Source organism: Halomarina oriensis, from assembly GCF_009791395.1.
GTDB lineage: Archaea > Halobacteriota > Halobacteria > Halobacteriales > Haloarculaceae > Halomarina > Halomarina oriensis.
Genome location: NZ_WSZK01000006.1, coordinates 129,027 through 142,683, shown reverse-complemented (window position 1 = coordinate 142,683; position 13,657 = coordinate 129,027). Strand labels below are relative to the sequence as shown.

10 protein-coding genes and 1 pseudogene are annotated in these 13,657 nt (G+C 69.5%); 4 read left to right on the top strand and 7 right to left on the bottom strand.

Features of this window, described 5'->3' with window-relative positions; translation table 11 throughout:
- Positions 1-25: 25 nt before the first annotated feature.
- Positions 26-2,074, bottom strand: coding sequence for a flippase activity-associated protein Agl23 (locus GQS65_RS02550; protein ID WP_158203097.1), 2,049 nt, complete (start codon positions 2,072-2,074; stop codon positions 26-28).
- A 114-nt stretch (positions 2,075-2,188) separates the two neighbouring features.
- Between GQS65_RS02550 and ribH the strand changes: the two genes are divergently transcribed.
- Positions 2,189-2,590, top strand: coding sequence for a 6,7-dimethyl-8-ribityllumazine synthase (gene ribH / locus GQS65_RS02545; protein WP_158203096.1), 402 nt, complete (start codon positions 2,189-2,191; stop codon positions 2,588-2,590).
- Positions 2,591-2,592: 2 nt separating this feature from the next.
- Positions 2,593-3,735, top strand: coding sequence for a pyridoxal phosphate-dependent aminotransferase (locus tag GQS65_RS02540; RefSeq protein ID WP_158203095.1), 1,143 nt, complete (start codon positions 2,593-2,595; stop codon positions 3,733-3,735).
- A 27-nt stretch (positions 3,736-3,762) separates the two neighbouring features.
- Here the strand turns inward: GQS65_RS02540 and GQS65_RS02535 are convergent, their stop codons facing one another.
- The 3 genes from GQS65_RS02535 to GQS65_RS02525 all read right to left on the bottom strand — a co-directional run bounded on the left by GQS65_RS02535 (position 3,763) and on the right by GQS65_RS02525 (position 6,701).
- Complete coding sequence (locus GQS65_RS02535) at positions 3,763-5,628, bottom strand: S9 family peptidase (RefSeq protein WP_158203094.1); 1,866 nt, start codon at positions 5,626-5,628, stop codon at positions 3,763-3,765.
- Positions 5,629-5,706: 78 nt separating this feature from the next.
- On the bottom strand, positions 5,707-6,174 hold the full coding sequence (locus tag GQS65_RS02530) for an adenylyltransferase/cytidyltransferase family protein (protein ID WP_158203093.1): 468 nt from the start codon (positions 6,172-6,174) through the stop codon (positions 5,707-5,709).
- Positions 6,171-6,701: a Mov34/MPN/PAD-1 family protein gene (locus GQS65_RS02525; RefSeq protein WP_158203092.1), complete on the bottom strand. Its 531-nt coding sequence runs from the start codon at positions 6,699-6,701 to the stop codon at positions 6,171-6,173. Before GQS65_RS02525 ends, GQS65_RS02530 begins: the two co-directional genes overlap by 4 nt.
- Positions 6,702-6,847: 146 nt before the next feature.
- Here GQS65_RS02525 and GQS65_RS02520 point away from each other — a divergent pair, with 146 nt between their 5' ends.
- Complete coding sequence (locus tag GQS65_RS02520; protein ID WP_158203091.1) at positions 6,848-8,749, top strand: DHH family phosphoesterase; 1,902 nt, start codon at positions 6,848-6,850, stop codon at positions 8,747-8,749.
- Positions 8,750-8,793: 44 nt separating this feature from the next.
- On the opposite strand, the gene GQS65_RS02515 is transcribed toward GQS65_RS02520, so the two are convergent.
- From GQS65_RS02515 to GQS65_RS02505, 3 genes and pseudogenes are all read right to left on the bottom strand, one after another.
- The gene (locus GQS65_RS02515; RefSeq protein ID WP_368279774.1) at positions 8,794-10,446 is read right to left on the bottom strand and encodes a phospholipase D-like domain-containing protein; all 1,653 of its coding nucleotides are present in this window, start codon (positions 10,444-10,446) and stop codon (positions 8,794-8,796) included.
- 42 nt (positions 10,447-10,488) lie between these two features.
- A pseudogene (locus GQS65_RS22210) lies at positions 10,489-11,801 on the bottom strand (HEAT repeat domain-containing protein).
- Between the two features lie 514 nt (positions 11,802-12,315).
- Positions 12,316-13,062 (bottom strand): protein sorting system archaetidylserine synthase, encoded by a 747-nt coding sequence (locus tag GQS65_RS02505; RefSeq protein ID WP_158203090.1) that lies wholly within the window; start codon positions 13,060-13,062, stop codon positions 12,316-12,318.
- Positions 13,063-13,152: 90 nt separating this feature from the next.
- Here GQS65_RS02505 and GQS65_RS02500 point away from each other — a divergent pair, with 90 nt between their 5' ends.
- A complete protein-coding gene (locus tag GQS65_RS02500; RefSeq protein WP_158203089.1) occupies positions 13,153-13,590 on the top strand; it encodes a cupredoxin domain-containing protein in 438 nt (145 codons plus the stop codon).
- Positions 13,591-13,657: the final 67 nt, after the last annotated feature.

The following is a 13,657-nucleotide window of genomic DNA, read 5'->3' as shown; positions in this document are numbered from 1 at the left end:
GTCCGAGGCTCTCCCCGGAGGGAGGTTAACCGTGGTGGAACGCCGTCGCAGCACGTGTGTCGTCGGCCGTCACCGATGACCGACCGGCGACCGTCGCGTCGTCGACTCCCGCCAGCGGGTTCTCCTCGGCCGGTAGCCGCGAGGTGTCGACGAGGAAGACCCACTCGCTCCCGTAGAGACGCATCGACCGGACGGTGACGGTGTAGTCGGGGTACCGCTCTTCGAGGGCACGACGGTGTGAGACCGTCGAGACGACGACCGGTGGGGTACCCTCGCTCTCGATGGCGTTCAGTGCGCCCAGGTTCTGGGCGCAGGCCGTCTCGGCGTCGGCTCCCTCGAGGTACCACGGCAACGGGAGGGCGTCGAACCAGCCCTCGTGTCCGGCACAGGACGGCTCCTGTCGGATCGGGTTGCCGTCGACGAGCGAGGAGCCGTAGAGGACGACGTCGGTTCCCTCGTTGCGTTCGGCGAGCGCTTCGATGGCCGCCATCTCGGGGTGGACCTCCGCGCTGGGCTGTGCGTACTGGACGAGGTCGTTCGACTCCGCCTGCGGCTGGGCGAAACTCGTCTGGTAGGCGGTCGCCACCGGGACGACCGCCGTGAAGAGGACGACAGTGAGCGCGAGACCGACCGTGAGGTAGTCGGCGGCGGGAGCCTTCCCCCGTCGCGCCACGAGACCGAGCGCCCAGACCGCGACGACGGCCGCGACGACGAGCCAGAAGACGGCGTCGGTCACCCCGAAGTCGAACCACGAGCGGCCGACGGCGACGGCGGCGACGACGGCCACGGGGAACGTCCACCGGACCTCGCTGGTCGGGCCGACGCTCCGTCCCCACCGGACCACCCGGACGATGCCGGCCCCGGCGGGCACCACCCACGGGAAGACGACGTGCGTCGCGGCCCACGGAGCCTTGATGTCGGTGATGAGCGGGTAGCCGAACACCGACGCGAGACCCCAGAGGAACGTGACGAGGACGACCGGCCGGGGGCCGCCCTCGCGGGTCGAGTCGGCACCGACGCCGACGAACGCGAGCAGGCTGACGACGACCGCACCCGCACCGAGCGTCTCGACGAGATGTTCGAGGTAGGGCGGGTACGGGTGGTCGGACTGGCCCCCGTCGTGGAGCCACAGCGAGTAGAACGACTCGACGGAGCCGACCGTCGCCTCGCGGACCAGCGCCGGGAACCGTGTCGGGTCGGCGAGCGTGGTCGAGACCGTGACGCCCGTCGCGCCGCGTGGCGCGTAGAAGGCGACGACGATGGCGAAGAACAGCACCAGACAGCACAGGAAGACGCCGACCCCGAGCAGCGCCCCTGCGGAGGACGGCCGGGGCAGCACGCGTCGAACGCCCGCGCCACCGTCGGCCAGCGGGCCGGACCAGGTGGGCCTGGGTCGACGGTCGCCCAGGCGAACCACTCCTCCCAGTCGCCCCTGAAGCAGGCGGCGACCAGTCCCCGACGAGGCGAACAGGACGAGGACGCCGTAGACCGTCAGTCCGCCGAGCCAGCAGAGGACGTAGACGGGGGCGTTCTCCTTGACCGTGAACCCGAGCGCGGTGAACGCGACGGCCGCGAAGAGGTGTCGGTACAGGCGCGTGTCGTAGAACCGGACGAACAGGAAGAACGCGACCATCATGAACGCGCCGACCAGCGGGTCGCCACGCATGAACCGCGAGTAGTAGAGCAACAGCGGGTTGAACGCGAAGAAGAACGCCATCCCGACCAGTTCGACGCCGTCGAACCGGTCGCACAGGAGCAACACCGACAGCGGGAGGAGGCCGGTGACCAGCGCGGGGACGAGTCGCATGGCGAAGTCCGTCGGGCCGAAGACGTCGAAGACGAGGGGGTTGACGTGGTGGTAGAACGGGCCGTGGATGATGGGCCGATAGGACATCTCGCCGGTCCGCACGTAGTCGAGAATCCAGTAACCGACTCGCCCCTCGTCCCAGTGGGCGACCCGGCCGCCGAGGTCGACGAGTCGCACGAGGAGGGCGGCGACGGTGACCGCACAGACGCCGAGGACGGCGTTCCGCCCCGCTCCCGTGTACTCGTCGAGCGATGGTCCGACTGCCATTACCCGCTACTGCCCGCGCCCCCTAAGGAACCTTGTGGTTCCTCAGTTCGTCGTTTGACAGTTCCAGATGCCGACAGCGGTACTTCTATGGCCCGGCCAAGCCACCGGCAGCGTATGACACGGCTCGGACTGGTGGTCGCGCGGTTCAACCGCTCGGTCACCGAGGAGATGGAAGAGCGTGCGCTCGAAGCCGCGACGGCGCGCGACGCTGAGGTCGTCGAACTGATACACGTCCCCGGCGCGTACGACGCGCCGCTCGCCGCCGACCGCCTCGCACGCCGCGACGACGTCGACGCCGTCGCCACCGTCGGCGCTATCGTCACCGGCGACACCGACCACGACCAGGTCATCGCCGACGCGGCCGCACAGGGACTGACCGACGTCAGCCTCGACCGGGACAAACCCGTCACGTTCGGCGTCATCGGACCGGGGATGAGCGGGGCGGAGGCCCAGGAACGCGTCGGCAACGCGGCGAAAGCCGTCGACGGGGCCATCGACCTCGTGGAGGCACTCTGACGATGCAGTTCGCGGACCGCGTCACCCGCGTCGAACCGAGCGCCACCGTCGCCGTCAGCAATCTCGCCTCACAGTTGGAAGCCGACGGCGTGGACGTCGTCGACCTCTCGGTGGGTGAACCCGACTTCGACACGCCACAGGCGGTCGTCGACGCCGGGAAGGCCGCCATCGACGAGGGCCACACCGGCTATGCCCCCTCGAAGGGCGTCCCCGAACTCCGCGAGGCCGTCGCCGACAGCCTCGGCGAACGCGGCCTCTCGTACACGAGCGACCAGGTCATCGTCACTCCCGGCGGGAAACAGGGGCTGTTCGAGGCGTTCCAGGCGCTCGTCGACGAGGGTGACGAGGTCGTCCTGCTCGACCCCGCATGGGTCTCCTACGAGGCGATGGCGAAACTCGCCGGCGGCACGCTCAGGCGCGTCGACCTGACGCCCCACGAGTTCCAACTCGAACCCGCACTCGACGAACTGAGCGAGGCCATCACCGACGACACCGCGCTCGTCGTCGTCAACTCCCCGAACAACCCGACCGGCGCGGTCTACTCCGAGAAAGCACTCGAAGGCGTCCGCGACCTCGCGGTCGACCACGACGCGACGGTCCTCTCCGACGAGATCTACGACCGAATCACCTACGACGCAGAGGCCATCAGCCTCGGGTCGCTCGACGGGATGGAAGGCCGCACGGTCACGCTCAACGGGTTCTCGAAGGCGTACTCCATGACCGGGTGGCGACTCGGCTACATCGCCGGTCCCGACGAGTTCGTCGACGAAGCCTCGAAGATTCAGAGCCACTCCGTCACCTGCGCCACGAACTTCGTCCAGCGCGCGGGCGTGACCGCGTTGCAGGAGTGTGACGAGTTCGTCGCCGAGATGCGCGACGCGTTCGCCGAGCGGCGCGAACTCGTGGTGGACCTGTTCGCCGAAGAGGGCGTCGACGTCCCCATCGGCGACGGTGCGTTCTACGCGATGATTCCGGTGGCAGAGGACGACCAAGAGTGGTGTGAGACGGCTATCGAGCAGGCCCACGTGGCGATGGTCCCCGGCGGCGCGTTCGGTGCCGGCGGCTACGCCCGGATGAGCTACGCCGCGAGCGAAGCGCGTCTGCGCGAGGGTGTCGAGCGGTTGGCCGACGCGGACCTGTTGTAGGGGGCGACGACTCGAACGGCCCTCTTTTCAGTCGTCCGCTTCCGACCTCGCGGTCGCCGGCATCCGCTCGGCGAGGTACTCCGCCATGATGCGGTAGGCGCGAATCTTCTGGTCGATGTCCGAGGAGCCGTGGCCCTCCTCGCCCAGTTCCTCGTACTGGAACTCCTCCGGTTCCTCCCAGCCCTGGTCTTCGAGCGCGTCACGGAAACGGCGGGCCTGACTGATGGGACAGCGCGGGTCGTTGACGCCGTGGACCATCAGGATGGGCGCGGTCATCTCCTCGACGTGCGTAATCGGCGAGCGCTCGCGGTAGAACGCGGCGTTCTCCTCGGGGTCCCCCAACTGCTGTTCGAGGACGGTCTTGAAGTGGGGCATCGACTCCTCGTAGAGCGCCTGCAGGTCGGTGATGCCGATCCAGGCGACGCCCGTGGTCCACGCCTCGGGGTGCATCGTCAGCTGGCAGTAGGCGCTGTAACCGCCGTAAGAGCCACCGAAGACGGCGATACGGTCGTCGTCGACGTACGCCTGTTCGCGGAGCCACGCCGCCCCCTCGCGGACGTCGACCTGCTCCATGCCGCCCCAGTCGTGGTGGATGGCGTTCTTGAACTCCCGTCCCCGGCCGATGGAGCCCCGATAGTTCGGCTGGAGGACGGTGTACCCGCGCGAGACGAGGAACTGCGCGTAGGCGTTGAACGAGCGAAACGACGCGGCGTGGGGGCCACCGTGGACCATCACGATGGCGGGGACGGTCGTGGCATCCGACTCGACCGCAGGGCCGTCACGAGCGTCGTAGTGGAGCGCGCCGATGTCGAGTCCGTCTTCGGACTCGTAGGTGACGAACTCGCAGTCGGCGAACGCGTCCGGGTCGATGTCGCCGTAGTCGGCCTCGACGAGCGTCTCGTAGCTGTCGTCCGCGAGGTCGTAGCGGAGGAGTTCCGGACGGGTGTTGGGCGTGGTCTGCTGGAGCAGGACCGTGCCGTCCCCGACGAGCGACTCGTCGCCGGGGAACGAGGCGACGCCGAGTGGTGCCTCGACCCGTCGTGCCTCGCCGTCCTCGTACACCAGCGGGACGACGGCCGCCTCGCGGAACCGGAGGACGAGGAAGTCGCCGTCGGCCTCGGTCCCCAGAAAGCGGACCGGGCGCTCCTCGTAGTCGCTGTCGAACCACTCGACCGACTCCGCGTCGAGGTCGTAGACGCCGACGCGGTTGGTGTCGGGGGAGTCGTCACCGACGAGCAGGCGCTCGTCCTGCCAGTCGGCGAGCGACGCCTCGAACCCCTCGTCGTTCAGGTCGAGCTTTCGCGGGGCGCTCCCGTCGGCACCGCCGGTGGAGCGCTCCACGCACGCGACGTAGACGTCGCTGTTCTCCAGGTCGTCGGACTCGTTGGTCGTGTACGCGATGCGCTCGCCGTCCGGCGAGAGTTCGACGGTGTGGACCGGTTGGTCGTAGTCGGTGATGCGCTCGTCCGTCTCGGTCTCGCGGTCGTAGCGGTGGACGTTCATCTGTCCCTCCGCGGTCGACGTGTAGAACAGCCAACGCCCGTCGTCGCTCACCGTCTGGAAGTGGCTCTGCCCGTCGCCCGCCACGAGCGGTTCGGACTCCCCCGAGTCGAGGTCGAAGCGATGGACGTCGTTCTGCTCGTCGCCGTCGTCGTCGACGTGGAGGAAGACCCCTTCGCCGTCGGCGTCCCAGGCGATGCCGTGTCGGGCCTGTCGGGGGACGTTCCCCTCCGAGACCCGCTCGCGGTCGCCCGTGTCGAGGTCCTGGACGTACAGTTCGTTGCGTCCGGTCTCGTCGTAGTAGAACGCGATGCGCGACCCGTCGGGCGAGACGGTCGGGTGGTAGAACGACGGGAGGCTGGCGAGTTCTTCGAGCGGGTACTCCGCTGACATGACACACGCTCCGGAGACGGCCCCCTTAGTGGTTTCCCGAAAGGTCGTTCTGCAGCAGAGGCGACAGGAGACGGTGACTCAACAGCGCTCGTCGCAGATGCGCTCGACGATGTCGCCCGTCGAGTAGAGCGCCTCGTCGGATTCGAGCGCCGAGGCCCGCCGGACCTCGCAGTCGATACCCCGGTCGGCGAGCGCCCGCGCGATGGCGTCCTCGTCGTGGTGCTGGTCGTGGCCGAGCACGATGACCGACGGTTCGATGCGCTCGATGGGGACGAAGATGTCCTCGCGGTGTCCGAGATGCGCCTCGGAGACCGGGTCGAGCGCTTCGACCATCAGACGGCGCTGTTCGTCGGGGACGATGGGTCTCGGTTTGTGGGTGACGTTCTCCCGCCGTGCGATGATGACGTGGAGTTCGCCGAACTCGGCGGCCTCCCGCAGATAGTGGACGTGCCCCGGGTGGAGGACGTCGAAGGTCCCCTGCGCGACGACCCGTGGCCGGTCGCTCGGGTCGCCGACCGGGTCCTCGTCGGTCGGCGTCCGGGTCATCGCCCCTCACCCGACCCGTCGTCCGGGCCGTCGTAGAGGTCGTAGTCGAGTTCGGCGTCGATGTCCTCCTGCGTGAAGTCGAAGAAGCGCTCGTCGGGGTCCGGCAGGTCCACGTCGATGACCCGCAGGTCCCGGACCTCCCCCTCCTGGTCGAACGCCTCCCAGTCGTCGGGGCCGTACGGTGCACCGATGATGATGTGGACCGTCCCCTTCCCGAAGGTGGCGAGGTCCGCGTCGCTCGGCCGGAGGACGCCGTTGGGGTGGGAGTGAACCGACCCCTGTGCCCGGAGGTCGTTTGGAATCATGCTGGTCTTGACGGTGGCACTGACCGGGTTCGACGTCGTCCCGGGGATGACCAGCACGTCGGTGATGACCGTTCCGTCCTCGTCGAGGCCCAGCGAGCGGGCGTCCTCGCCACGCAGCAGGCCCATGTACTCGTTGGGGTGGGTCTGAGCCGACGCCTCCAGCGCGAAGTCGAGCGTCGACTCCGCGATGCCGAGGACGCCACTCGACCGGAACAGCCGCATACTCGAACCGACGGGCGGTTTTCATATACGGGTTCCGGAACCGCCGGCCCACTGCGAGCGGTTCTGCGGCCGTGGGTGGGACCGTTCACCGCGCTGACGAGCGTGCTTGCCAACGCTTAAAAGTGACCGGGACGGAACACCGCTAAATGGCACCGACACATGCGGAGTCGTCCGACGAGGACGGCGATTCTTCCCCCTCTGAGACCGTCTTCGACCTCGCCCCCGACTGTACCGTCGACGCCGTCGAGACCGACGAGAGCTACCACGCCACCGTCAACGGTGTCGTCCCGTACGGCGTCTTCGTGGACCTCTCGGACCACGTCTCCGGGTTGGTCCACGAGTCCGTCCTCGACGGCGACTACGACGTCGGGGACTCGTTCATCGTCCACCTCGACGAGGTCCGCGAGAACGGCGACCTCAGTTTCAGCGAGGTCCGCCCCGACGACTACACGACCGAAGCGGTCGGTCCCGACGACGAGGCGACCGTCGGCGAACTCGACGACGAGGTCGGCAACACCGTCCGACTCACCGGCGAAATCGTCCAGATCCGCCAGACCGGCGGTCCGACCATCTTCCACCTCCGGGACGCCGACGGCATCGTCCCGTGTGCGGCGTTCGAGGAGGCCGGCGTCCGCGCGTACCCCGAGGTCGACCTCGGTGACCTCGTCGAACTCGTCGGCGAGGTCGAAGCCCGGAACGGGTCGCTCCAGGTCGAAGTCGAGGCGCTCGACGCCGTCACCGACGAGGCCGTCGCCGCCGACCTCGACGAGGCCCTCGACGCGGCCGCCGAACCCGCGACGCCCGACCCGCTCGTCGAGTGGGACGCCTTCGAACCCATCCGCGAGGACCTCGAAGCCGTCGCCGCGACGCTCAAGCGCGCCGTCCTCGACGGCCGCCCGATTCGGATGCGCCACCACGCCGACGGCGACGGGATGTGTGCGGCCGTCCCGCTCCAGTACGCGCTCGCTCGCTTCGTCGAGTCGGTCCACGTCGACCCCGGCGAGACCCGACACCACCTCCGTCGTCTCCCCTCGAAGGCCCCGTTCTACGAGATGGAGGACGTCACGCGCGACCTGAACTACGCGCTGGAAGACCAGGAGCGCCACGGGCAGAAACTCCCGCTCCTGCTCATGCTCGACAACGGGTCGACCGAGGAGGACACGCCCGCCTACCGCACGCTCTCGGAGTACGACATCCCCATCGTCGTCATCGACCACCACCACCCCGACCCGGAGGCCGTCGAACCGTACCTCGACGAACACGTCAACCCGTACCTCCACGACGAGGACTACCGCATCACCACCGGGATGATGTGCGTCGAACTCGCACGGATGATCGACCCCGCAGTTACCGACGAGGTCCGTCACGTCCCGGCCGTCGCCGGTCTCTGTGACCGCTCGCGTGCCGAGGTCATGGACGACTACATCGCGCTCGCCGCCGACGCGGGCTACGACGAGGACGACCTCGACGACGTCGGCGAGGCGCTCGACTACGCGGCGTTCTGGCTCCGCTACAACGACGGCAACGGCCTCGTCAACGACGCGCTCAACGTGGACTGCGACGACGACGAGCGCCACCGCGACCTCGTCAGCTTCCTCGCCGAACACGCCGAGCGTGACCGTGACCGCCAGCTCGACGTGGCGCTCCCCCACACCGACAGCGAGGAACTCGCCAACGGCGCGAACCTCTACCGCGTCGACGTCGAGAACCACGCCCACCGCTTCACCTACCCCGCACCGGGCAAGACGACCGGTGCGGTCCACGACCACATGGTCCGCGAACACGACGGCGACCCCGTCATCACCATCGGCTACGGTCCCGACTTCGCCGTCCTCCGGAGTGACGGCGTCCGACTGGACATCCCCGAGATGGTCACGCAGTTGACCGACGAACACCCCGGCGCGGGCGTCTCGGGTGGCGGCCACCTCGTCGTCGGTTCGATCAAGTTCGTCTCGGGCAAGCGCGAGCAGGTGCTCGACGCCCTCGTCGAGAAGATGGCCGACGCCGATATCGACGAGGACCTGCGCTCGACACTCCTGCGCGAGTAGCGCGCTCCCGACCGAGCACGGACGCGGTCTCTCGCTCCCGGTTCTCACCGCTCGAACTCGAAGCGCCGAGCCACGGCCAGCACGACGAGGACGCCGACGAGGAGCGCCACCAGCGCACCGACCGGCACGCGTTCGGCCCCACCGCTCGCGCCGTCACCCTGCCAGTCGCTCGTGAAGACCCGTCCGTAGTACCCCGCGACGGCGTCGCCCGACAACAGGAGTGCCACCTCGCGGTTCTCGCGGGCGGCGTGTGGGTTCCAGTTCAGCGACCCGACGACGACGTGGCGGTCGTCCACCACCGCGCCCTTCGCGTGGACCTTCTCGAACGCGCCGTTCGGGTCGGCGAGTCGGACCGTCAGCGGGAGACCCTCGCGGTCGGCCCGCCCGTTCAGGCGGTCGGCGAGCGCTCGGTTCTCCTCGCGGACGTACCACGCCCCCGAGAGCAGGACGCGCACGTCGACACCGCGCTCTGCGGCCGCGAGGAGTTCGCGGGCGAACGGGCCGTTCGGTCCGCCGAGGCCGACCTGCACCACGTCGACCGACTCCGTCGCGTTCCGGAGGAGCGAGCGCACGCCGGCCTCGGCGTTGTCGGGCGCGACGAGCAGGCGGACCCGCTCGGCCCGGACCGTCTCGGGGGCGAACCGTGCGGGGTACGTCGCGTCGCTCGGCACCGTGGACTGGAAGGAGCGACCCCCGGCGAACGCCGACCAGTTCCGGGCCGCGCGCCACGAGAAGTCCCCGCGGAAGGTCCCGGCGAGGCTGTCGGCCGTCCGCTCGTCGTGGACGACCGCTCCCCACCCGCGCGAGGAGTTGCCGCCGGTTCCGGACGGCTTCCAGTTCTCCGTGAGCACCAGCGCCCGGTCGTCGACGACGGCGTACTTCGAGTGGTGGTAGTCGTACCGGGCGGACGGCCCGTCGACGACGCGGACCGGGACGCCCGCCCCGACGAGTCGGTCGAGGACCCGTGCTTGCGCCCGCGAGAGACCGCCGACGGGACCGCCTTCGACCAGCACGCGAACCTCGACGCCGCGCCGGTGGGCCGCGAGGAGTTCGTCAGCCACCCGCGACGAGGAGAACGTGTAGCCCGCGAGGTAGAGTCGGTCGTCGGCCCCCGCGAGCGCCCCCGTGACGACTCCTGGCGCGTCCGGGAGCGTGAACGCCGTCACGTTCGCCGGTCCCGAGCGGACGACCGGGTAGTCGGTCGCACCGAGTGGCCGCCAGGACCACTCGTCGGTGGCCCCGTCCCGCCGGTACACCTCGGCTTCGGGGGCGTCCTCGTAGCGGAGTGTGGCGGTTGCGGTGTCACCGGCGACGAGTCGCAGTCGCTCGCCGCCGTTCGCCAGCGACAGGTCACCGGTCGCCGCGACGACCGGCGTGTCGGCCGGCGGGCGGACCCGGTCGGGGGCGGCGGTGAGGACGAGTCGGCCGCTCGCGTCGCGTGCCGGACGGAGACAGCCTTCGTCGTCGCAGACGCGGTACGCCGAGAGGTTCGCCGCCTCCGGCACGTCGAGGACGACGAACTCGCCGGCGTCGTCCTCGGCGACCGGGTTCGGGTAGACGCCGACGATGGTCGGGGCGTCGGCGGGCGTGAGAGGAGACGGCGACGACGAGTCGGCGGGAGGACTCCCGACGGCCGTGGACGGCACCGTCGCTGTGAGACAGCAGAGGGTCAACAGGACGACGAGCGGGCGGGACACGGACCGGTCTGGTCCGGTGTTCGCTGAAAAACGTTCGGAGCGTCAGGCCGCGGGTTCGGCGTGTCGCGTGTCGTCGTCGAGCGCGTCGCGTGCCTTCTCGGCCTCGTTCTGGACGATGAACGACCGGTCGTCGGCGTGTTCGCTGGCGGCTTCGAGCGCCGCTTCGGTGCCGATCTGGTTGAGCGCCCACGCCGCGCTGGTGCGGACGGAGTCGTCGTCGTCCTCGTCGAGCACGTCCTCGAGCGGGTCGATGGCACGCGTGTCACCGATCTGACCCAGTGCGCGGGCCGCTCCCGAGCGAATCTCGGGGTCCTCGGCGACGAGTCGGTCGGCGACGGTCTGGGTCGCCGCCTCGTCCCCGATAGAGCCGACGGCGCGAAGCACGACGCGCTGGAGCGGCGGGTTGGCGTCGCCCTCGATGAACTCCAGGAGCGTGTCGAGCGCACGCGGGTCGCCGATGTTCCCGAGCACCTCGATGGGGAGGACCTTCCGGCGCTGGGCACGCTCGTTCATCTCCTCGTACGCCTCGACCGGGCCGAGCGTTTGAGTGCCGTCATGCAGTTCTCCTGCATGAACTCCGAGTCGAACGTGTCGAGCGCCTTCAGGATGGGTTCGGGGTCGCGGTCACGCTCGGCCATCCGGACGACGGTGAGTTCCGGCGGGAAGTCCTTGCGGTTCTTACCGGTCAGGCGGTCGTAGAACCCCTCGTAGTCGAGTTGCTCGCGGACGGTGAGGTCGTCCCACTCCTGGGCGTCGTCGAGGTCCGACTGGAGACCCTCGGCGGTGTCGAGGAGCGCGGCGATGGTCTCCTCGTCGTCGTCCGCGTCGAAGTCGGCGTCGCGGACGGTCCCGGCGGCGTCCTCGACCGCAGTGGCGTGGGTGTCCAGGTCGTCGTCGACCGGCGCGGAGACGGTCGCCTCCAGCGTCTCGTCGAGTTCGTCGAGACGCGCCTCGACGGCCTCGCGGACCTCCCCTTCGCCCCGGTCGGTCCAGCGCGTGTCGCGGATGGTGCTCGCGGCGGCCTCCAGCGTCTCGGCGACGTCCTCGCCGTAGGGGCCGCGCTCGTCCTCGATACCCTCCCGGACGGCGTCGATGCGGTCCTGGAGGTCGCCCTTCGGGTCCTCCTCGTCGTCCTCGTCGGCGTCCGGGAGGGTCTCGACGCGTGACTCGACGGCGTCGAGGTCCTCCTCCACGGCGTCGAGGTCGGACTCCGTCTCGGCCTCGTCGAGGTCCGACTCCACCTCGTCGAGTCGCTCGTCGAGTTCCTCCGGCGAGGCTACCGGCTCTGTCTGTTCTTCGGTCGTCTCGTCCGCGGAGTCGGGGGTCTCCGTGGATTCGTCATCCCCGTCGCTCATGGCTAGAACTCCGGCAGTCGCGCTCAAAGGCGTTTCCATTACGAGGGAGAGCTCCGAGTACCACGGTCGCTTCCGCGGACGCGATTCGTCCGAGCGCCGCGCCGACGGCGGCGAGACCAGCCTACCGACCACGTCCGGCCAGTGGCTACACCTGTCGCCGCACGCGTCGTCGGTGACGGTCGCTCAGCGTCGTCTCGGAGTCCCCGCTGCCGACGACGCGTGTCGTCACCGGACCGGCTCTTCGGCCGGTAAAGAGTGACACGTGCACTGGCGGCCGTAGCGGCCCCAGTGAAGGGTTGAGACATGTCGGGGCGCGGACAAGACAGCGGACGGTCGAACGATTAGCGCCGTTCCGTGCTGTCTTTTCGGTGGCCAGGGCACGTATCAGTTAGTATAGATTACCAGGGTATATATCCCTGCTGCCGGCAGAGGATGAGAGCGTGTCGACGGGGAGTCCTCGCGGGCCGAGGCGGACCGAGCGCGGCGACCGGAGCCGTCGTGACCGAGCGTCCGTTCACCGGCGAGTGGTGGTCTGTCCGCCGTCCGTCGCCTCCCTCGCGGACTCCGCTCCGGCCGTCGTGTCCTCGTCGCCGTCGCGCCAGTAGAGGTCAGGCGCGAGGACGAGGTACGCGAGGGCGGCGAGAAGCAGGAGTCGGGGGAACGCCCGCGAGAACGCCGTCGGGAAGAACACCGCGAGCGCCTGGACCGCCCCCATGGCGAGCGCGTCGCGGACGAGCAGGTCCGGGTACGGCACCGTGACGACCATCAGGTACGCGAACGCGGCGGTGATACCGAGGAGCGCGGTCGGGTTCGTGAGGCCGGCGAGGTAGAGCGTCGCCAGCACCGTCGCGGCGAGCGTCGTGGGGACGCCGACGGTGACCGGCTTCTTCGGGTCGTGGACGGTGTAGAGGCCGAGTCTGACGACGCCCATCGCCACGAACAGCGCGGCGACACCACCGGCGACGAGCGTTCCGGTCGTCTCGCCCCACGCCTCGAAGGCGACGCCGAAGACGAACAGCGCGGGTGCGACCGAGAAGGAAGCGACGTCGGCGAGCGAGTCGAGGTACTCGCCGAACTGTGTGCCCCCGTACTTGCGTGCCAGCACGCCGTCCGCCCCGTCGGCGACGGCGGCCAGTAGGACGAGGCGGGCGGCCAGCCCCGGGTCGACGAGGACGGCAGCCGCCGCCGCGAACCCTATCGCGGCGTTGCAGACCGTCATCCCGTCGGCGACACCGAAGCGGCCGACGAACCGGGGGCGCATGTTCCGCCTCTCGGACCAGCGCGGGTTAGGGCGTTTCGGTTCGATGGCCGAACCACGGAGGCTATACGTCGCCCTCGGCTACTTCGAGACATGAAGCGGCGCACGTTCCTCACAACGGTCGCCGGCGTCACGACCACCGCCCTCGCGGGCTGTATCGGCTCCAGCCTCCCCCAACCCGCCAGCGACTACGACGTCGGGATGAGCCACCACTCCTACCTCCCCGAGGCCGTCGAGGTCCGGGTCGGCGAGACGGTCGTCTGGGGCAACAGCGGGTCGCGTGGGCACACCGTCACCGCCTACGGAGGCGAGATTCCCGAGGGCGCGGCGTACTTCGCTTCCGGCGGCTTCGAGGACGAGGACGCCGCCCGCGACGCGTGGAACGCGAACCCGAGCCAGCCGGAGGGCGGTCTCATCGCCCCCGGCGAGACGTTCGAGCACACCTTCGAGATGCCCGGCACCTACGGCTACGTCTGCATCCCCCACGAGCCACAGGGGATGGTCGGCACCGTCACCGTCGTCGAGAAGTAGCCGACGCGACGGGCGACGGCGGGCGAGGCCGAGGGGGTGCTGTCGCTCGTCGCTCGTGAGAAAATCG

Bases quoted from the DNA above. Each gene is read 5' to 3' on its own strand.
- GQS65_RS02550 (WP_158203097.1), bottom strand. From the start codon at position 2,074: ATGGCAGTCGGACCATCGCTCGACGAGTACACGGGAGCGGGGCGGAAC.
- ribH (WP_158203096.1), top strand. From the start codon at position 2,189: ATGACACGGCTCGGACTGGTGGTCGCGCGGTTCAACCGCTCGGTCACC.
- GQS65_RS02540 (WP_158203095.1), top strand. From the start codon at position 2,593: ATGCAGTTCGCGGACCGCGTCACCCGCGTCGAACCGAGCGCCACCGTC.
- GQS65_RS02535 (WP_158203094.1), bottom strand. From the start codon at position 5,628: ATGTCAGCGGAGTACCCGCTCGAAGAACTCGCCAGCCTCCCGTCGTTC.
- GQS65_RS02530 (WP_158203093.1), bottom strand. From the start codon at position 6,174: ATGACCCGGACGCCGACCGACGAGGACCCGGTCGGCGACCCGAGCGAC.
- GQS65_RS02525 (WP_158203092.1), bottom strand. From the start codon at position 6,701: ATGCGGCTGTTCCGGTCGAGTGGCGTCCTCGGCATCGCGGAGTCGACG.
- GQS65_RS02520 (WP_158203091.1), top strand. From the start codon at position 6,848: ATGGCACCGACACATGCGGAGTCGTCCGACGAGGACGGCGATTCTTCC.
- GQS65_RS02505 (WP_158203090.1), bottom strand. From the start codon at position 13,062: ATGCGCCCCCGGTTCGTCGGCCGCTTCGGTGTCGCCGACGGGATGACG.
- GQS65_RS02500 (WP_158203089.1), top strand. From the start codon at position 13,153: ATGAAGCGGCGCACGTTCCTCACAACGGTCGCCGGCGTCACGACCACC.